Raw genomic sequence first — 20,168 nt, 5'->3', positions numbered from 1 at the left:
GGTTGGACATGAGCGAGAAAAAACAGCATCTCACGGTTGGAGTTACTGGAATGACTTGTGCTGCCTGTTCTACAAGAGTGGAAAAAGTCTTAAATAAATTAGAGGGCGTCGAAGCCCAGGTTAATTTAACGACGGAAAAAGCGAACGTTTCTTATGATCCGGATGACGTTTCATTTCAGGATATTTCAGCAAAAATTGAAAAGTTAGGCTATGGTGTACAAACAGACACGGCTGAATTTGATATTTTTGGAATGACATGTGCTGCTTGCTCGGCGCGAATAGAAAAGGTGCTGAACAAGCAGGAGGGCATTAAGCAGGCGAGTGTCAACCTAACGACGGAAAGTGCATCCGTAGAATATAATAACGGGTTAATTGAAGAAGCAGATATCATCGCAAGCATTCAAAAGCTGGGCTATGACGCCAAGGAGAAAGCAGATAAGCAGGAGAAGCAAACAGACAAACAAAGACAGCTTAAACAAATGCAAATGAAATTGGCCATTTCAGTTCTTTTGTCTGCTCCCTTAATAATGACAATGTTTGTTCATTTGGCTGACATGAGCATTCCAGCCATTTTCATGAACCCCTGGTTCCAATTCGCATTGGCAACTCCAGTCCAATTTGTGGTAGGCTGGCAGTTCTACATTGGGGCTTATAAAAATTTGCGAAACGGCGGAGCGAACATGGATGTGTTAGTAGCTTTAGGAACGAGTGCCGCTTATTTTTATAGTTTATATGAAGCAATGCGTACTGTCGGTAATCCAGACTACATGCCGCATTTATATTTTGAAACAAGTGCCATTCTTATAACATTGATTTTGCTCGGCAAATACATGGAGACAGGGGCCAAGAGCAAAACAACCCTTGCTATTTCGAAACTGCTTAACTTACAAACGAAGCAAGCACGTGTGATTAGGGATGGCCAGGAAAGCCTGATACCGGTTGAAGAAGTGATAGTCGGCGATCGTCTGGTAGTGAAACCAGGTGAAAAAATACCCGTAGACGGGATTGTAGTTAAAGGAAGAACAGCTGTGGATGAGTCGATGATAACCGGTGAGTCGATGCCTGTGGAAAAAGAAGAAAAAGCACAGTTCATTGGTTCGACTATTAATAAAAATGGCACGGTTGAGATGGAAGCTACCAAGGTAGGGAAAGATACAGCTCTTGCATCAATTATCAAAGCGGTGGAAGATGCCCAAGGTTCAAAGGCCCCTATTCAGCGGTTGGCAGATGTCATTTCGGGCTACTTTGTACCGATTGTTGTAGGAATCGCTCTGTTCACTTTTATTGTCTGGATTAGTGTTGTGCAGCCCGGTAACTTTGAACCGGCCTTAGTCGCAGCAATCGCGGTTCTGGTTATCGCTTGTCCTTGTGCTCTCGGATTGGCTACCCCGACATCGATTATGGTAGGAACAGGGAAGGCGGCCGAAAGCGGGATATTATTTAAGGGTGGAGAACATTTGGAACGAACCCACCAACTAGACGCAATAATTTTTGATAAAACAGGAACTTTAACAAAAGGCAAGCCAGAAGTGACCGACTTTACAGGTGATCAAAAAACCTTGCAGTTATTAGCCAGCGCAGAAAAAGGCTCCGAACATCCATTGGCTGAAGCAATCGTATCTTTTGCCGCAAACAAAGAGATTGAACTAATCGATGTGGAAGCTTTCAGTGCCATACCCGGATACGGTATAAGAGCGATGGTTGCTGGTAACCAAGTACTTGTAGGGACCAGAAAATTAATGAAAGAAAATAACATTCATTTCAGTCATACAGAAGCAGATTTGACTACTTTTGAAAAAGATGGTAAAACAGCAATGCTGATTGCTGTTAATGGGGAAATCCGCGGAATTGTTGCTGTAGCCGATACTATCAAAGATACGGCAGCAGAAGCGGTTAGACAGTTAAAGGCACAGAATTTGCAAGTAATCATGCTGACAGGGGATAATGAACGGACAGCCAAGGCGATTGCTAACCAAGTCGGTATTGATCAAGTGATTGCACAGGTTCTTCCTGAGCAAAAAGCAGAAAAAGTGAAAGAAATTCAGCTGCAAGGCAAAAAAACAGCGATGGTGGGCGACGGGATTAACGATGCACCAGCATTAGCTGCAGCGGACATTGGAATTGCTATTGGCACGGGAACAGAGATTGCCATTGAAGCAGCAGATGTCACGATCCTCGGCGGAGAATTATTGTTAATTCCTAAAGCTATCAAGCTAAGCCATGCTACGATTAAAAATATCAGGCAAAATTTATTTTGGGCTTTTGCCTATAATAGCGCAGGAATACCGATTGCTGCAATTGGATTGTTAGCTCCATGGATTGCCGGCGGTGCCATGGCATTAAGTTCGGTTAGCGTTGTTACCAATTCGCTCCGGTTAAAGCGAGTAAAAATATAACGGAATCAAGAAAGGAGAAGTTATTGTGAAAACTACTCTAGAAGTTAAAGGAATGACATGCGGCCATTGTCAGTCATCAGTAAAAGGTGCTTTAGAAGGACTGGCAGGGGTGCAAAATGCAGAGGTAGACTTAGCTACCGGTAAAGTAGATGTTTCCTATGATGAATCACAAGTAACCTTGACAGACATGCGTGAAGCTGTGGAAGAGCAAGGATATGATGTAGCTTAATGTAGAGAAATTCTAAATTAACAGTGCCAGTTGATATCCAGGGATAGGTAACCGCGGATAGTTAACTGGCACTGTTTTTTTTGTTATTACATTCTTCTATTTTGAAGAAAATACGGCTTGGCAGTATGCTTACAGCTCAAATTTCTCCGTAAAAAGCCCATTCCATAAAAAGGCGATAATCTGTTCCGCTGTTACCTGGACAGTCGGGAAAATCGGCTCGTCATCAGCATCACGGTAATTACCCACCCGTAATAAGGAAATATACGTATGGGCTGCAAACGTTGAATTTATTTTCCTAATTTCCCCTTTGTCCATTGCCTCTGTAAATGCCTGTTCAATCGCCTCATAAAGCTTTTCTTCGGCTGCTTGCATTTTTTTGATTTGTTCCTCTGTCAAGGCGTTTTTGGCCTCCCGCATAAAGCTGTCTAAATCAATATCGACAGTCGCTTCCAGATGGGCTTCTGCAACTTGCAGTAGCCGGTTACGCAAGGGAGCTTTTTCCTGCAGGATAGCTTCCATCTGGGCCTGAATCCGGAACATCATTTGGACAATGGTTTCTGTGAATAACGCTGCTTTACTGGAATAGTAATAATAAACCGTCGCCTTTGTGACATTGCAAGCAGCTGCGACGTCGTCAACAGAAACTTCCTGGTAGCCATTCGCTAAAAAAAGGTCGGTAGCCGCTGCCAGGATGCTTTGATTGGTTGGTTGTTTTTGTTCGCTGGAACGAGGCCTGCCCAGCGGACGTTTGTTGTTGGCTGTCAAACTTGTTCTCTCCTTGTACGCTGTTTCGTGCAAGTATACCATAGATACAAGTTGTCCATTAATGAAAGTGTTGAAAATTAACTAACCAGTATATATAATTATGGGAACAAGGGAGAAGGGGATTATTAATGAATAATTTTTTGCGTCGTTTGGCAACTATAGCTGCACGATCTAAAAGCAGGTGGATGACTTTGGCCGTGTGGCTTCTGCTTGTTGCTCTTTTGTCATCAATTTGGCCCCAGGTGAACGATCAAGAGGCAGGTTCTAACAATTTACTTCCAGCGGAAGCTATGTCAGTCGAAGCGGCTAGGCTGGCAGAAGAGCAATTCCCTGATGATTCCGGTGTCCCGCTGTTACTGGTATGGTACCGGGACGGCGGATTAACTAATGCGGATATCCAAGTGGTCCAAGACTTGTATGGAGAGCTGAAAAAATTGCCGCTCGCTCATCAATCGATGGTTCCGGATTTTGCCGATATGCCCATTCAGGCATTGCAGGAATCCACGTCAGAAGACAGTATGGCCCTAACTACTCCGGTATTCTTTGAAGATAATTCATCAACGGAAGAATTGCAAAATTCACTGGAAGCATTAGAAAGAAAACTTGCTAACCTCACGGAAGAAAACGTTCTTGGCCGGAATTTATCCGAACAAGGGCTGCACCTCCGCTTTACTGGTCCAGCAGGGATCCAGACAGATACAACGGAATTGTTCAGCCAGGCTGATATTACGTTACTTATTGCAACTGTATTACTTGTACTGGTGTTACTTATCGTTTTATACCGCTCACCGATATTGGCGGTTGTGCCATTGATCGGGGTAGGATTTGCCTATGGTTTACTCAGTCCGCTGCTTGGATTTATGGCCAGGGAAGAATGGATTGTTGTCGATGCCCAGGCGGTTTCCATCATGACGGTGCTGTTATTTGGGGCGGGTACCGATTATTGCTTGTTTCTCGTATCCAGGTACAGAGATGAATTACATTTGGAGCCAAATAAGTATAAAGCATTGCAGTTGGCAATCGCCAATTCAGGCGGGGCAATAATGATGAGCGCCTTAACAACGGCAGTAGGTTTGTTAACCTTGTCTCTCGCACAGTATGCATCCTATGACCGGTTTGCCGTGCCATTTAGTCTGGCGATAGTCATTATGTGTGTCGCAGTCCTGACGCTCCTGCCTGCCATTTTGGCACTGTTTGGCAGAATGGCATTTTTCCCATTTATACCTAGAACTGAAAAAATGGCAGACGATTTAGAGAAAAAGAAAGGCAAGCCTGTCCGTCAGCAGAATAGCAGAAGCCGTTTTAGCAGAGCGGCAGGCCGGCTGGTGATCGAGAAGCCATGGCCCATCATTATTAGTTGTATTATCTTCTTAGGAGGGCTGGCTGCGTTAGTGCCGAAAATTGATTATACTTACGGCGTGCTGGACTCTTTTCCGGAAGATATGCCGTCAAGGGAAGGGTTTTCCATCATTGCTGAGCATTATCCTGAAGGGGAAATAGCTCCGGTCCAGCTGATTATAGATACAAGAGGAGAAAAAATCGACTTGAAAAATGCCCTTTCTTCGCTGGGACATGTGGAAAGTGTCAGTGAACCGGAAGCGGGTGTAAAGGATCCAAATTTCGTTCAATATACTGTCACGTTAGCGATTGACCCATATTCAACCGAAGCTGTGGAGACGATTCCAGAGCTCAAGGCAGCTGCTGTCGCAGCTGTCGCAGCCCTTAAACAAGCTGGTGCCAACCGTGCTGAAGAGCAAGTGTGGCTAGGAGGAGAAACAGCTGGCTTGTATGATACCGAAGAAATAACAAGCCGCGACCAGAATATCATTATTCCTGTAATTTTAGTGATAATAGCTGCTTTGCTGCTTGTATATTTGCGTTCTGTTACCGCCATGGCTTATTTGTTGCTGACGGTTGTCCTATCTTTCTTGTCTGCATTAGGCTTAGGATGGCTCCTGATTCATTATTTGATGGGTGAAGCTGCCATGCAGGGGTTAATCCCGTTATACGCGTTTGTTTTCTTAGTAGCACTAGGCGGTGATTACAATATATTTATGATCTCGAGCATATGGAGAAACCGTAAACGGATGCCGTTGAAACAAGCGATTGCTGAAGGGGTTGGCGAAACCAGCAGTGTAATCACTTCGGCAGGATTGATTTTGGCAGGGACCTTTTCGGTGTTGGCAGTAATGCCGATGCAAGTGCTTGTCCAATTTGGAGCTGTAACAGCTATCGGTGTTTTATTGGATACCTTTATCGTAAGGCCTTTACTAGTACCGGCAATCACCACTGTCCTTGGCAAATATGCTTTTTGGCCTGGGGCATTATGGAAAAAAGAAGCCACGGACAAGGAGAAAGGTTCACAGTAATTTGCTGTACTTTAAGGATAAGCCGCATCCTTATCCTTAATAGGCTGAGATTTTCAGAGGTTGGGACAAAAGGATAGCGGCTAAAGCAAAAATCGAACGATGATTCGAAATCCTTAGGATTCGAGCTCGTTCGATTTTCCTTTTCGAATGTTTAAGATAACCTGCGGACACAGACAACTCTATTTCTTCCTTTTAACAAGGTTCAGTGCGTAACTTGCGCCGGCAGAGTACTTCGCTTTCCGTTGGCACGGCCTCAGCCTCCCTGGAAATAAAGGAGCCATTTTTGGCTACGATGATAGGGCTGTTGGTTGAAAACAGTACACAGACTTTCAGTGGAGGAAATCCACGGAGACTCCTGCGGGAGGGAAGGCCTCGGTGAGACCCCGCAGAACACAGGCTCGAGGAGGCTCACCAGCCGCCCGCGGAAAGCGTAGTGTATTTCCGCAGCGCAGTACGAATGCTTATCTGATACTACTGTTAGATTGCCATTTATAATAATTTTTTCATCAATCGAATGCTTGAAGATGGCCTTTTAAAACTTCCTATGCTGTTATCGTTCGGCTTTGCAGGGTTCCGTTGTAAGTTGCTTTACTTTTTTTACATTGATTTTGTTCTATCTTTATATTTGATTTGTATACTCTTTTTGAATGCTTTTTGTTTAAAAAAAGTAATCCAAAAGGAGTGGCGGAATGCTCAAAAAAGTACTTGTGACTAGTTTCTTGTTTCTTTTTTTACTCCCATCGGTGATTGCTGCGGGGTCTTTTGGAAAAGATGATCCGCCGGGAAATCCAGGTGAATGGTACGTGGGAACGACTCCCGCCAATGTTCTTCCGGAAAATTTCCCGATCCTGTTTGTCCATGGGCTTAACAGTTCCTCTTATACATGGTGGGAAGAAAATGATATGTATGACACATCATTTCAGGCTGGCTATGAAACAGCATTTATCGATTTATATCCTTCCTACGATATGTGGGATAACGGTGCCCTTCTGGCGGCAAAAATAGAAGAGATGTTTCAGCATTTTGGCAAGAAAGTAGTAGTCATTGCCCACAGCAAGGGCGGAATAGATGCCCAGGCAGCCCTGGTACATTACGGAGCTTATCCTTATGTAGAAAAAGTAATTACGTTGTCAACACCGCACCATGGATCCGAATTAGCTGACCTGGCTTACAGCAGCTGGGCAGGATGGCTGGCCGGCATTCTCGGAAGTCAAAGTGATGCTACCTATTCATTGCAAACAGGGTACATGGATTACTTTCGGTCAACGACAGATAGTCATGCGCTTGTAAATGCCGTCCCTTTTTATACGCTGGGCGGAACAAAAAGGGGGAGCTTTGGCAGTTCTTTATACTGGGGAAGCCTCTACTTGAGCAGCTATGGTCCGAACGATGGAGCAGTGACGGTGGCTAGCTCAAGACTCCCATCCGGGACCGAAATAAGTGTCGGTGAATGGACGCACTCGACTATTAAAGAAGGATCAGCTACTTTTAGCCTTTTCGAAAATTATCTATTTGAAAACGGAATTACCTCATCAACAACTTCAGCGCAAAGTACACAGGCAACGGCTACTCCTGACGCTGTGTCATCTGCCGCCTATATTCGAGGCGGGGAATTTATCGGCAGGCACACGGAATCCTTTTATATAGAAAACGGGGCCAAAGAAATGACCGTCGATTGGATTAGTGATATAAAAACGCCAAAGCTTCGTCTGGAGAATGGCTCTGATAAGCAATATGATTCTTTTACAGTGGAGCCTGATTTAACGGAATACTTTGCCGGGGCATATCATCATACGGTAACGATCCCAATGCCAGAGGGCGGAAAATGGTCGTTAGAAGCAGTGTCCAGCCGGAAGCAAAGCTATTTGTTGAATGTGACCATTGATAGCCCTCTTAATGAAGAGCTTACGTTAGATGTTTCAGGCAAAGATGTAAAGCTGCATCATAAAAACAAGCAATTACAAGTAAAAACGAATGCAACGATTGAATTTTATAAGAATGGTAAATGGAAAAAAGGAAAAGTGAAGATAGATGGTGATCAAAACTCCGGATATAAACTTCCAAAGCTTGGTGAAGGGATTTATAACATGACAATGGAAGTGGAGGGAAAGAAAGCTGGCGAGAAATTCCAACGAACCATTATAAAGTCACTGTATGTCAATGAGGATGGAGAGGCATATTAGAAACCACATTCTGTGGCCTGGTGGATTAAGTAGCCAAACTATGCCATTGTCCATAATAATAATATATTTCTTCTAACACTGCTTGGTCGTCTTGCGCTTCAATTCCCCCTTTGATCCGGGAAATCGTACCGCTTATTTCCAAAAGATATTCCCTTTCCACACTAAATTGAATCCGTCTGACGACCTTTTTCCAAGCATTTTCGATATAACGGACTTCTTTTTTCGCGCTGGACCAATCTTTGTCTTTTACGTTCTCCTCTAATTTATTGACAGACTGATAAAGGCGGTCCTCCGTTCCCATTGGGTTTTTTAATACAATCCCGCTGTGCATGATGGCGATAAAAAAAACCAGTGTTAGCAGGGGAATAGCGTGCAATGAAAATTTTTTCATCACTGTCACCTCTACGATTAATAAGGTCCTTCATAATCGCTCATATCAGCTTCCTTGCCTATTTGGTCATCAAATTTGTCTACATATAATTTTCCATTAGGCAGTATCAGTGCATAAGCGACTTGTTTTTCTTTTTCTATCCCATTTGCCTGCAGCTGTTGGCGCAGCCAGGCTTTATCTTTTTTCCTTTGTTGAAGGTTTTGTTCAATGACAATGCCGTCCTGGATAACCTCAGTGGCAAGACCGCTCGAGGCGGATGGGATTTGTAAATCCTTCCGGGTAACCGGAAGGTACTCGGCTTTTTGTTTTACAGAGAGTTCCCCGTTTATCTCGAAAATGGCGTACTCCACCTGGGTTATATCGAATACTTTTTGAGCGCGCAGCAATGTCATTAATTCCCCGATTTTAACGCGCATTTGGTTTAAATTTTTCTCTAATATTTTACCATCCTCTATGACGACAGTTGGCTCTCCGTCTAATACCTTTCCCAAATAACGGTTTTTAATCGTGATATATTGCAATAATCCAGTTAGTAATGCATATCCGACTAGGCCGACCCAATGAGTCCAGGCTCTTGCTGACAAATCGGTGGCTAACGTTGCTGCAATCGAACCAATTGTTATTCCATTAATATAATCAAAAAAAGTTAATTGCCCGACTTCCTGTTTGCCAAGCAGCCTCGTAAAAATTAATAAGGTAAAAAAAGAAATAACAACTCGGACAATGACAACAATTGTTTCGTCAATCATAGTAGGCCTCCCATGCAGTTTATCCTTTCTTATTGTTGCCATTAATCCAATTCCTAGTAAAAACCAGCTGTCTTATCCGTTCGTTTTTTTCTGCGAAGCGCTAAATAATCTAATGAAATAAAAGGAGAAATTTGGGGAAAACCGGCATTTTTTTTGGGGTATCTAATTGCCCGCTTTGTAGAACTATAACTATTGTTTCACCACAAAATTCAAGGAGGAATGATCGAATGGATGAAAAGAAAGTGGTTGAGTCGAGGGCAAAAAGAGCAGCAGATGCTGAGGTTGCCGAGGAATTAGGATCATTTAAAAGCCAGTTGAGTAAATTAGAACGCTCTGTATCACAGTTGAATAATCAACAACAGAGCCAAGGCCAGCAGCAAGGGTTGAGCCAGCAGCAAACAGAAGGACTGCAAAATCAATTGTTGGAACAAATCCAGCAATTCAGCGGGCAAACTCAACAGCAATTACAACAGACTGACCAACAACTTCAGCAATCCATTCAACAAGCAATCCAAACCTTGAATCAAGGGTTGCAGCATGTACAGTCAAACCAGGCTCTTAACCAAATTAACCAATCGCTTGGACAAGCACAACAACAATTATCCAAAATGAATCAACAACAGCAGGGACAATCCCAAGGCCAGCAAAACCAAATGAGTCAGCAGCAAGGACAACAAGATTCGTTAGCCAATCAGTTGAAATAACTGCAAAAATGAAAAGAGTGCTAACCCTTACTTCTTCAGTAGGGGTTAGCCCTAATGAGTATTATTTCACGGAGGAAAAAGTGAGGATACTGGACAAATGTCAGGTATCCAATTAGGAAGAAGACTGAAGCTGAATCAAGAGGACCTCGTATTATATCACTTCTAATCGTCAAAACCTCCCGGATTGCTTTATCTGTTAGCGTAATATTAACTCGCACAAACAGCATCATGGTAATCGCCATCCGTACGTTTCAATCCCTCCAGAACCGGAAATAGTAAGAAGAGAGAAAAAGTACACAAAACTGTAACAATGTTTTGACAAAATTGTGAACAAGGTGGATAATATAGATAAGATTAAAGGAGGATGAAGCGCTATGGTAACTAAAGCTCAAATACTCAATGCGACGAAATATACAGGCGGTATCGTTCTTACAGCAGGAATTATGATGTTTATGTTCGGTTTCTTTGCAAGCGGTCCCAGTATTTTAACTCCAATTGGTATAGGAACTGTCATGGGTGCTGTGTTTATCTTTCTAATGGGCGTGTTTTTTGTTGCAACAGAAGAAACTTTGGAGAAAATCGCGCATCATAAACAAATAGTTCCGACTATGCAAAAAAAATGAGCGCCTTAAAAGGCGCTCATTTTTTAATAACCCCAGATCATGGCTAATAGCGTACCAAAGACGGTAAGCAAAGCTACAATGACCCCGTAAAATATATTGATATAGATACTTCCTTTATCCTCTGATTCCCCAGCATGCATGAACACAATTAGCTGTAGTCCCGCCTGGATAAAGGCAGTGACGAGCAGTACAGTCATACCAACAGCGAATGACATGTTCAGGAAATATACCGACAGAGCAACGATCGTCAGGACTAAGGAGAAAACAAAGCCCATTACTTGTTTTCGCGGGAATAATTCTTTCATATTACATCATTCCTTTCAAGTAGACGAAGCTGAAAATGAAAATCCAAACAACGTCTAAGAAATGCCAGTAGAGCGAGAAAATGAATGATTTATTGGCTGTTTCAGGAGTCAAGCCCCGTTGCTTGATTTGCATCATAATGGCTATTCCCCAAAACAAACCGAATGTTACGTGCGCTCCATGTGTTCCCAATGTGGTTAGCAGAATAGAGGTAAAGGCACTCGTTTGCAGTGCTGCACCTTCCTCTACATAGGTGAAGAATTCAAACACTTCAAAACCTAAAAATGCCAAACCAAGGAGCAGAGTAATCCCGAAGAAAACCAACGTTGCTTTCTTGTTTAGTAAGCGCATCGCATGTACGCCGAGTCCAATCGTAAAACTACTGGTCAACAGCAGGAAGGTCTCGAACATGACTGGAGTAATTTCAAAAATCTCAGCTCCAGACGGGCCGCCCCCAGTACGATCTACTAGCGTGAAGTAAGAGGCAAACAGGGTGCCGAACAACATGATTTCTGCCCCTAAAAAAATCCAGAAGCCCAGGATATTTAAGTTATTCTGTTCTGTGCTGTATTCGAGAGGCTGAGTGTGATCAGTCTTCATTGCTTCGCACCTCCCAGTGTTTCTTCTGTTTCTTTTATTTCTTCTACCGGTATATGGTATCCGTGATCCTGTTCAAAGGAACGGTGTATTAAGCAGGCAAAGATGCCGAGCAGTGCCACAATTGCAAGAATCCATATACTGAATACCATGGCAAACCCAAATACAAAGAAGATGGCACTCATGATAAAGGGAACACCACTGTTACTCGGCATGTGAATTTCTTTATACTTACCTTTATATAAGGTATGGCCGTTTTTCTTTGAATCCCAGAAAGCTTCACTGGAATCAACCTGCGGCGTAATCGCAAAGTTATAATCCGGCACCGGTGTGTGTGTCGCCCATTCAAGAGAACGTGCATCCCATGGGTCTGAACTAATATCTCTTGATGCATAGCGAGTACTGTAATAAATGTTATAGACGATTAACACAAAACCTGCAGCAAGCATTAATGCGCCAGCGAAGGAAAGCATGTTCCAAATGCCGAAGCCAGTTGCTTCCGAATAGGTGTACATCCGACGTGCCTGACCATCAAGCCCCGAGATAAACATTGGGAAGAAGGCGACACATGTACCAATCGATATAAACCAGAATGCCCATTTTCCTATCCGTTCATTAAGCATAAATCCGAACATTTTTGGCCACCAATAGGTAAGTCCGGCAAGCATAGCAAACACTACTCCAGGAATGATTACTAAGTGGAAGTGGGCAACTAAGAACATCGTGTTATGGTATTGATAGTCAGCAGCTGACATTCCGAGCATTACACCAGTTACACCGCCAATCGTAAAGATTGGAATAAAACCAATGGAGTAAAGCATTGGAACGGTAATAGTAATTTTTCCTTTCCATAATGTAAACAGCCAGTTAAATATTTTAATCCCAGTCGGAATTGCAATTGCCATCGTAGTAATGGAGAAGATACTGTTAACCATTGCTCCCTGTCCCATGGTAAAGAAATGGTGAACCCACACGACAAAGGAGAGTACCGAGATTAAAACAATCGAGGCAACCATCGATTTATATCCATACAAGTTTCGCCGTGCGAATGTCGGAATAATTTCACTGTAAATACCAAATGCGGGTAATATTAAGATATAAACCTCTGGATGGCCCCATACCCAGAAAAGGTTGGCCCAAAGCATATCCATTCCGCCGTTAGTCGTAGTAAAGAAGTTTGTGCCGAACAGCCGGTCCATGGTTCCCATAGCAAGCGCCACAGTTAATACCGGGAAAGCGAAGGCAATGATCAAGTTAGTAATCAATGCAGACCAGGTAAACATCGGCATTTTCATCAGGGTCATGCCAGGGGCTCTCATTTTAAGAATTGTAACGATAAAATTAATTCCAGTAATTAATGTACCTAGACCGGCTATTTGAATAGCAATCATATAATAGTTTGTACCCACCGACTGGCTGAATTCGTTTCCTGCCAGTGGAAAATAGGAAGTCCATCCAGCATCTGGAGAACCACCGATAACAAAGGAAATGTTGAATAACATTGCTCCCCAGAAATACAGCCAGAAGCTTAAGGCATTTAATCGCGGGAAAGCTACGTCACGAGCGCCAATTTGCAGCGGAACGACGAAGTTCATTAAGGCCATAATAAAAGCCATTGCCATGAAGATGATCATAACTACCCCGTGAGTGGTGAATATTTCATTATAATGCTGTGAATCTAGCAGCGTGTTTTCCGGCAAAGCCGTTTGCGCACGCATCATGATGGCATCTGCTCCACCTCTAAACAGCATCAGCAAGGCAGAGACAAGGTACATCATTCCAATCCGCTTATGGTCGACAGTTGTTAACCATTCGCGCCACAGGTAACCCCATTTTTTCGTATAGGTGATGCCTGCGACTATGGCAATTACAGTTAGCGTAATGGCGACCATCGCTGCGTATATTACCGGGCTTGGATGTGGTATGGCAAATCTATCAAAAAAGTCCATCCTTTTGTTTCTCCTTTCAGCAAATCTCTCGGATTATAAAGCGAAACTTCGACTAGCGGCAGGAATCCCACCGCTAATTATTGAGCTTAGTGATGGTGCGATTCTTCATCTGAATGTTTATGACCATCACTTTCTCCATGCATATCCATATCTTTTTCATTTGGGCTGTTCCCATGGTTATGCCCGCCATGTTCACCTTCAGGAGGCGGGGAAAATTCTAAATGGGTACTGGAAAATGTTAATTGGCCAAGATGGCCCGGCTCCAGCAGCTCTTGGTATTTTTCTTCCGTTATTGGATCAGCAGTTTCTTTCACTTCATCGACCCATTCATCAAATTCGTCAGGTGTCACTGCGTTTACATTGAATGTGTTTTCTGCGAAACCTTCACCACTGAAGTTAGCATTTCTACCCATATACTCACCAGGAGCCTCTGCAGCCAAGTGAAGGGTAGTTACCATATCAGACATCGCATACTTCTGTCCGCCAAGCTGTGGAATCCAGAAGCTGGTGATCGGTCCGGAGGAATAGAGCTTGAATTCAAGTGCTCTGTCTGTCGGGATGTATAAATAATTGACTGTCTCAATCCCTTCTTCCGGATAGCTGAAATGCCACTTCCAGTTAGATGACTGGGCATAAACAACTAAAGGCTCCTCATCTTCATATCCCTCTGGAGTCGCTTCTACGAGATAGTTGCTTCGTACCGAAATGACTGAAAGAACGATGACAATTAAAATCGGAATACCGACAATGATACCTTCCACGACTGGATGTCCTTCAATGTGGGGCGGTTCATAGTCGTCGGCTTGTTTGGACGCACGATATTTTACTAACATATAAATTAAAATGGCAAACACGACAATCACAATAAACGACATAATAGCAATCGATAATAGGATGACATCTGCTTGTGTTTGAGCCTGCGGACCCTTAGGATTCAGGACCATTAACGGCTCACAGCCGGTCAACAATGTAATTGCCGCGAAAATGAATAATAACCATGTTGCTTTTATTTTCATGAAGGGTACCCCTTTCCTGGATTTATTAGCAGTTGTATAGAGCTAAAGCGGTACATAATCTATTCATTTTATTATCTTATTACGCTCTATCCAAAAAAACAATTAAATGTGAAGTTTGTCACAAAAGGTTCAACAAATAGATGTGATTTCTGTCACTGAATGTTCATGAATCCCAGTAAACTAGTGAACTGGCGGTTGATTCTCTGCTATGAACAAGTGTTGCATCGTATGTGCGGGGAGCCGTTCTGCTTGCCCGGGTTAATCTACTTTGGATGGAAGTCGCTCTACATGTGTGCGAAGTTGATCTACTTTGGGCGAAAGCCGCTCTACTTTTCCGTAAAATCGCTCCACTTATGCGGAGTTAATCGACTTTGGACAGGAGTCGATCCTCATCCGGTGAAAATCACTCCACTAGTGCGAAGTAAATAACTGGTATAGGGGAGAGGGAATGCTGGTATGCTCGATAATCAGGCCAGAAGTCAACATGGAATTTCACTCGAGTGCTCTTATGCAAGATGTTGAATGGTTGGTTAGGTGGGAACCGGACAGTCGTAATACTGGCAGGAATATCTGTTTTAATCTCCATTTTAGGTTCGTATATTTGTGTGACTATTAAGTGAAAAAGCTGTGTAAAATCCTTGCTTTCACAAAAATAGAGTTGTACCTAATTTTACAGGTCAACTCTTAGGTTTTATGAGTCATGGATAGACATTATCTATTGTGTTCAGCGTTGGTCCGCAGCATTTTATACGGCTGGAGTACCCTATGATAAGTGGAAAATAGAAGGCATTGAGAGTAATTAAGCAGTTAATATACTTAGTGCCTGTTTTACAGTTGCCATCGTTCTTAGTGACTTTACATGTTCGTAAGTGTCTGTCATCTTTTTAGCGATTTCAGGTCTGAGGCCAGTAAAAATTAATGAGACACCAAATAATTTTGTAATCGAATTGATGCTGTAGAGAAATTCAATAATATATTCGTTGATATTGTAAATTCCGGAAACATCGATAATTAAATATTCGAGGTCTTGTCCTTGCACTTTCCGAGGGACAAGATCTAACAGCTGTTTTGTTCGCTCTTCATCAATGTCACCAACTAAGGGCAGGACAGCAATTCCTTCATACACAGGAACTAACGGAGTCGCTACTTCTCCCTTTAGTTTCTTTAGTTTTCTTTCTGATTCCTTTCGAGGAGTGATATCCCGAATGATCGATTGAATAGCGTTAGTACTGCCGAAAATCACTGGGTGGCAGTAAAGCTCAACTTCAACAATCGAGCCATCAAGTTTATAAATGGTCGTTTCCATCAACTCGCCTACCTGATTCTCTGTTTCTCCTTGACGTATCCTCTCCACTATAAGGTCACGATAATCTTCGGTAAACACTTCAACAATATTCGAACCAATGATTTCTTCCTTTGGTGCTTTTAAAAAATCTGCACCTGATTGGTTTATATATAATACTTCATGATTAGAATGAATCACAGTCGTTTCAAATGAATATTCCACAATTTGTCTATACATTTGTTCTTGGTCAATAACAGTAAGACTTCCTTCATTTGGGGTATGTTCTACTTTTGCCATTATATTCCCTCCTGCCGGATAGTAAAGTATAATCATACTACTTTGGTACCAGAAAACACAACCTTTCTTAATAAATTGCTGCTGCCTTATTGTGAATGATTCACCAATATAAGGGTAATTTACTAATATTTCTAGCGAGCGTTAAATCGGAATAAGACATTGATTGCCTTTATCCTTTAGACAAGCAAGGGGAACAGGGGGATTAGTTATGCCATTGGAAAATTTATTAGAAAAAATGAAAGCGAATGAAGTTATATTATGGACGGGAGCGGGGTTTTCATTATACGCTGGAATGCCTTCTGTCAAAGAAATAAAGGAAGAATTGCTTACTTTATGTAACCGAGAAGAACGATCCAATTTGAAACAGATAATAAATCTACCGGAAGTATTCGAGGAATTTATACGGCTGCGCAACGGGTCACGGGAGGAAATCACAGAGGTTCTAAAAAAATTAATAGACAAAGAGCCAGCTTCTATCCTCTATCACAAACTACTTAGCGAAATACCACAAATCGATACCATTATTACTACGAATTATGACCGGTTATTTGAAATAGCCTACAGAGATGAAATAGGAGCAATTACTGATGACTCGAATCTTGATGACTCCGCCGGGAAGCGGGTTAAGCTGTATAAAATCCACGGAGATGTCCGCAATCCAGAGAGTATGCTGGTTTCCAGTAGGGATTACCGGAAAAATTACCATAGAAATAAACAGCGGTTATGGAAAAATATAAAAAAATTGGTCGCCGAAAAATCGATTGTGTTCGTTGGTTACAGTTTTGCTGACGAGAATAATGATTTTCTAATCAGTAACGTTTTAAAATATTTAGAAAAAAAGCAGAAAACATCCTATTTAGTATCACCAGAAATATCAGAGTTGAAAATAACCCATCTGGAAAAGAAAAATATTGAGCTAATTAACAATTCAGGAGAAGAGTTCATCCGCTACCTCCATAGCCAATTAAGTGCAGAGAATGAAATGGTGAGAAAAACTGGTGCTGGGAAGTAACCACTATGAAGTCTCCCTCGTCGTCTATGCCTCTTGTTTTTTGGTGTTTTTCACTGGCGCTAATGATAAAATGTTCCCGGTTTTAAATGTTCTGATTTCTTTCCGGGTAAAACAATAAGCAACAATCCGATCTTCATAAATGGCAAGTACCTTAATGGCTCTTTGAGAAATAGAGCCGCCGCTGGCGAGATAAATCATTTCTACAGCCTTCTCGCTTTCAAGCGAACGATAAAGCAATCCAACCATGTTATCATCCCTTCCTTCATCGAACATTTGTTCTTATTATATGCAAAAAAGGGCATAAAAACAACCTGTTCCTTATGAAAACTTATGTAAAAAACAGGTTTTGTATCAGTATATGGTGCCATTCTGTCCGAACAATCCCTGCCTTGCACCGCTGGTTGTATAGCTTTCATAGATAAAAGGGGCTGGGCCATAACATAAATTCCCTCGTAAAAACCGAACGATGACAGTATATAAAGTTTTAAAAGCCATCTCTAAGCATTCGACTGATTACGTAATGGATAAAATGCGCTGTAACAGTAGGTGGTTTTAACCGGATAAGCGCTAATACTGTGCGATATCAAGTAAATCAGAAGCATTTGTGTAATATTGAAAAAATTACGCAGGCTTTCAGAGGAGGAAATACAGGGAGAATTCTGCGGAAGAAAAGGCCTCGGTGCGACCCCGCAGAGTGCAAGCTAGCCGCCCGCGGAAAGCGCAGTGTATTTCCGCAGCGGTCGTCATGCAAGGTAGTGAGAACAGCCCTATCGGCGCAGGCAGAACACATAGACTACAGTAGGGACAGCGAGAGTCTGGGGCCCCCGGGAAGAAGCAGTTTTCACTTCTGAAAAACATTGAAGCCGTGCCTGCGGAAAGCGAAGTATGCTGCCGGCGCAAGCTTAAGAACCCATCCTTGTTAGAAGGAAGAAATAGAGTTGTCACTGTGTCCGCAGGTTAGAAAGGATAGTCGAACAGTTCGAATGTTAGAGATTTCGAATCATCGTTCGATTTTTGTTTTAGCCACTTTACTTTTGTGCCAACCTCTAATTTTATCTTTTATTCAATTTTATCCTTTCTTAAAGCATTTTGATGTTCAATGGTTACTTTTGTATGTACCTCGAATTGGATACTAGCATAAGTTTCCGGCCAGTTTTTTCTTATTTTTTTCCATTGTTGTGGATATTGCTGGCGAATGGCTTTTCTAAGAAAAAAAATATCATGGTTTTCTTCCTGCATCTTTTTGATGGTTTCCGTTACTTTTTCGCTAAGATAAGCCTCTATGGCCTTCTCCATCTCTGATTTCGTCATATCTATAGGTTTATCCATAATAGAAGTTTTCTCTGTAATCGTGTATTTCACGGAGGGCTGGTCGCCGTTCATCTCGATAGTTGGCTTGCTTTTTTGGGATACGCTACTAGTTACTAACATTCCCTTATCTGTTGGTATTTCCATTACGGTCCGGTCTTCCACTTTTCCTAGCACATACATCCAGGCCTTTGACTCTTCAGCGGAAAGTTCGAGCTGTTTTTTAAATTTGTCGAAAAAGATGACCCTGTCCACTTGAATCCAGGAGTTTTGTCCGCCTGTTTCTGTTGGCTCCAAACCACTTTGGGCGACTGTCTCTACTACAGGGGTGTACGCCAGCGAATCCGGATCCGCTACATGGATAAACAGGTCATTTAAATTAACGTCACGAAATGTTGATGATTGGTTGGACATCGTGATAATTTTTTGAATGCCGGTAGACTGAACGGTTTCAAAAGGTGTTTTTGATCTTAATATATCTTCGCCTTTGCCCTTGGCTGTTACAATATTGACTGTTCTTCTCACTTCAAACTCCCGGTCAATAACATTGATAACATTCTCCATTTCCTTTTGGACAACCTCTTCTCCAAGCACAATTAATTCCATATGGGAATATACCGGCGTGCGGGGGGAAATTTCAGTTAGCATAGACATTGCCCGAGTCAGGGAGTCAGCTTCTATCGAAAAATCGGTATTTTCCTGGCTCCCAGCTCCTTTGGCTCCTTCTGTCGAAAACTGAGTCGGAAGCGCCCATTGAAAGGTAACTCTAAGTTTATCTTCATCGGTCGTATCAATAGCCATGCCCATGACAAAATTAATATCGGATATTTCATTTCTATCCCAGCAGCCTGTAAGAATAAATAAACAGAAGATCACTAGAGGCATTTTATTAACTTTTACCATGTTTCATCACCTTTATCCTGATAAAAAAGAATAAACCAATTAATACTGGTAGTACGGCATGAAAGATTAAAGACAAGTAGACCCACTGTCCATAAATAAATGTGATTAAATTAGTTGTATCAGGCACGAACTGTAGAATACTTGCAAACCCTATCATAATTAGTAAGATATTAAGTGCTTTGGACTCCTTCGGTTTCTTTAGCATATGTGTCATTGTTAAACAGGATACGGTGAAAAAAATACCAATTACTAATAACATGGCACCTGCCCAGATTGTTACTAAAAAAATCTCCATTCTTTCCATAAATTCACCTATTTGAATAAGCGTGATTAATTCAACTGTCGGATATTGCAACCGTTGCAGTTCAAAGGGAGAAAATACACCGATTTCCACAACCAATACCATACTCGTTAAGAAACAGGAGAATAAAATCCCGCCAAAAACCTTGCTGCGTTTCCGCTTTTCTTTTTGGTGGTTAACGAACGGAAAGATAGTAGATAGTAAAACAATCTGTCCATAGTTAGAGAAGGAAATCAGAGTACTATATAATAAACCATCCGAGCTTTGTGGAAATATTGGTTTATAGTAGGATGGATCGATTTCCGGGATGACTGAGAAAATTAATAATAATATAGTAGCGAGTAGTAGTATTAAAACCATGTTGCTAGCCCGTGCCAGCACCTCGATTCCCAAAAAGGAACAATATAAAGCTAGAATTAATACTAGCAGCAGAATTGCAGACATAGGAGTTCTTGGTAAAAATAATGTTTTAAAGGTAGTGACAATCATTTGCGAATGAATAATAAATAGAATAAAAAAGTAAATAAAGTATAATCCGGCCACAATATTTCCAAGAAACTTTCCAATTACTTTATGTAAAACAGACACGAAGCTTTCATTTGGGTAATGCTCAGAAACAATCAGCATCGTCCAGCCTACAATGGCTGATAATGCAATCGATAATAGTAATGGAATCCATAAACTCTGGTGGGTATGCTCTGCCATGTAAGCAGGAGCATAAGCGTAGATTTGCACGAGCAATACTAGCATGACTAAAGCTGTCATCTGGCCATGGGTTATTCGCAATA

The 20,168-nt window shown here is 42.0% G+C and carries 18 protein-coding genes; 7 read left to right on the top strand and 11 right to left on the bottom strand.

What is annotated here, in order from left to right; genetic code table 11:
• Positions 1-8: 8 nt before the first annotated feature.
• Together BLR93_RS05235 and copZ are read left to right on the top strand one after the other, a co-directional pair.
• Positions 9-2,396: a heavy metal translocating P-type ATPase gene (locus BLR93_RS05235; protein WP_093211871.1), complete on the top strand. Its 2,388-nt coding sequence runs from the start codon at positions 9-11 to the stop codon at positions 2,394-2,396.
• A 25-nt stretch (positions 2,397-2,421) separates the two neighbouring features.
• Positions 2,422-2,625, top strand: coding sequence for a copper chaperone CopZ (copZ, locus tag BLR93_RS05230; protein ID WP_093211869.1), 204 nt, complete (start codon positions 2,422-2,424; stop codon positions 2,623-2,625).
• Between the two features lie 129 nt (positions 2,626-2,754).
• On the opposite strand, the gene BLR93_RS05225 is transcribed toward copZ, so the two are convergent.
• Positions 2,755-3,390 (bottom strand): TetR/AcrR family transcriptional regulator, encoded by a 636-nt coding sequence (locus tag BLR93_RS05225; RefSeq protein WP_245690064.1) that lies wholly within the window; start codon positions 3,388-3,390, stop codon positions 2,755-2,757.
• Between the two features lie 128 nt (positions 3,391-3,518).
• Here BLR93_RS05225 and BLR93_RS05220 point away from each other — a divergent pair, with 128 nt between their 5' ends.
• Both BLR93_RS05220 and BLR93_RS05215 read left to right on the top strand, forming a co-directional pair.
• Positions 3,519-5,759 (top strand): MMPL family transporter, encoded by a 2,241-nt coding sequence (locus BLR93_RS05220; protein ID WP_093211865.1) that lies wholly within the window; start codon positions 3,519-3,521, stop codon positions 5,757-5,759.
• A gap of 689 nt (positions 5,760-6,448) precedes the next feature.
• Entirely contained in the window at positions 6,449-7,942 is a 1,494-nt protein-coding gene (locus BLR93_RS05215; RefSeq protein ID WP_093211863.1) for an esterase/lipase family protein, read from the top strand.
• 25 nt (positions 7,943-7,967) lie between these two features.
• Here the strand turns inward: BLR93_RS05215 and BLR93_RS05210 are convergent, their stop codons facing one another.
• Together BLR93_RS05210 and BLR93_RS05205 are read right to left on the bottom strand one after the other, a co-directional pair.
• Positions 7,968-8,333: a DUF4363 family protein gene (locus BLR93_RS05210; protein ID WP_093211861.1), complete on the bottom strand. Its 366-nt coding sequence runs from the start codon at positions 8,331-8,333 to the stop codon at positions 7,968-7,970.
• A 17-nt stretch (positions 8,334-8,350) separates the two neighbouring features.
• The gene (locus BLR93_RS05205; protein ID WP_217629272.1) at positions 8,351-9,082 is read right to left on the bottom strand and encodes a DUF421 domain-containing protein; all 732 of its coding nucleotides are present in this window, start codon (positions 9,080-9,082) and stop codon (positions 8,351-8,353) included.
• 227 nt (positions 9,083-9,309) lie between these two features.
• On the opposite strand from BLR93_RS05205, the gene BLR93_RS05200 reads away from it, so the two are divergent.
• On the top strand, positions 9,310-9,786 hold the full coding sequence (locus tag BLR93_RS05200) for a hypothetical protein (RefSeq protein ID WP_093211859.1): 477 nt from the start codon (positions 9,310-9,312) through the stop codon (positions 9,784-9,786).
• A 374-nt stretch (positions 9,787-10,160) separates the two neighbouring features.
• Complete coding sequence (locus tag BLR93_RS05195; protein WP_093211857.1) at positions 10,161-10,409, top strand: hypothetical protein; 249 nt, start codon at positions 10,161-10,163, stop codon at positions 10,407-10,409.
• Between the two features lie 23 nt (positions 10,410-10,432).
• Here the strand turns inward: BLR93_RS05195 and qoxD are convergent, their stop codons facing one another.
• From qoxD to BLR93_RS05170, 5 genes are all read right to left on the bottom strand, one after another.
• Positions 10,433-10,714, bottom strand: coding sequence for a cytochrome aa3 quinol oxidase subunit IV (gene qoxD, locus BLR93_RS05190; protein ID WP_093211855.1), 282 nt, complete (start codon positions 10,712-10,714; stop codon positions 10,433-10,435).
• 1 nt (position 10,715) lies between these two features.
• Complete coding sequence (gene qoxC / locus BLR93_RS05185; protein WP_093211853.1) at positions 10,716-11,312, bottom strand: cytochrome aa3 quinol oxidase subunit III; 597 nt, start codon at positions 11,310-11,312, stop codon at positions 10,716-10,718.
• The gene (gene qoxB / locus BLR93_RS05180) at positions 11,309-13,258 is read right to left on the bottom strand and encodes a cytochrome aa3 quinol oxidase subunit I (RefSeq protein ID WP_093211851.1); all 1,950 of its coding nucleotides are present in this window, start codon (positions 13,256-13,258) and stop codon (positions 11,309-11,311) included. The genes qoxC and qoxB overlap by 4 nt, the downstream gene beginning before the upstream one ends.
• Before the next feature lie 86 nt (positions 13,259-13,344).
• The gene (qoxA, locus tag BLR93_RS05175; protein ID WP_093211849.1) at positions 13,345-14,274 is read right to left on the bottom strand and encodes a cytochrome aa3 quinol oxidase subunit II; all 930 of its coding nucleotides are present in this window, start codon (positions 14,272-14,274) and stop codon (positions 13,345-13,347) included.
• Positions 14,275-15,073: 799 nt separating this feature from the next.
• Positions 15,074-15,856, bottom strand: coding sequence for a PAS domain S-box protein (locus BLR93_RS05170; RefSeq protein WP_093211847.1), 783 nt, complete (start codon positions 15,854-15,856; stop codon positions 15,074-15,076).
• Between the two features lie 208 nt (positions 15,857-16,064).
• Between BLR93_RS05170 and BLR93_RS05165 the strand changes: the two genes are divergently transcribed.
• Positions 16,065-16,868: an SIR2 family NAD-dependent protein deacylase gene (locus BLR93_RS05165; protein WP_093211845.1), complete on the top strand. Its 804-nt coding sequence runs from the start codon at positions 16,065-16,067 to the stop codon at positions 16,866-16,868.
• Positions 16,869-16,892: 24 nt separating this feature from the next.
• Here the strand turns inward: BLR93_RS05165 and BLR93_RS05160 are convergent, their stop codons facing one another.
• The 3 genes from BLR93_RS05160 to BLR93_RS05150 form a co-directional block, all read right to left on the bottom strand.
• A complete protein-coding gene (locus BLR93_RS05160; protein WP_093211843.1) occupies positions 16,893-17,114 on the bottom strand; it encodes a hypothetical protein in 222 nt (73 codons plus the stop codon).
• 813 nt (positions 17,115-17,927) lie between these two features.
• Positions 17,928-19,079, bottom strand: coding sequence for a Ger(x)C family spore germination protein (locus BLR93_RS05155; protein WP_093211841.1), 1,152 nt, complete (start codon positions 19,077-19,079; stop codon positions 17,928-17,930).
• Positions 19,066-20,166: a GerAB/ArcD/ProY family transporter gene (locus BLR93_RS05150; RefSeq protein ID WP_139184388.1), complete on the bottom strand. Its 1,101-nt coding sequence runs from the start codon at positions 20,164-20,166 to the stop codon at positions 19,066-19,068. Before BLR93_RS05150 ends, BLR93_RS05155 begins: the two co-directional genes overlap by 14 nt.
• Positions 20,167-20,168 lie beyond the last annotated feature (2 nt).

The sequence above is a fragment of the Sediminibacillus albus genome (genome assembly GCF_900101125.1).
GTDB lineage: Bacteria > Bacillota > Bacilli > Bacillales > Amphibacillaceae > Sediminibacillus > Sediminibacillus albus.
The sequence above is the reverse complement of the archived record's forward strand: the minus strand, read 5'-3'. Positions and strand labels throughout refer to the sequence as shown.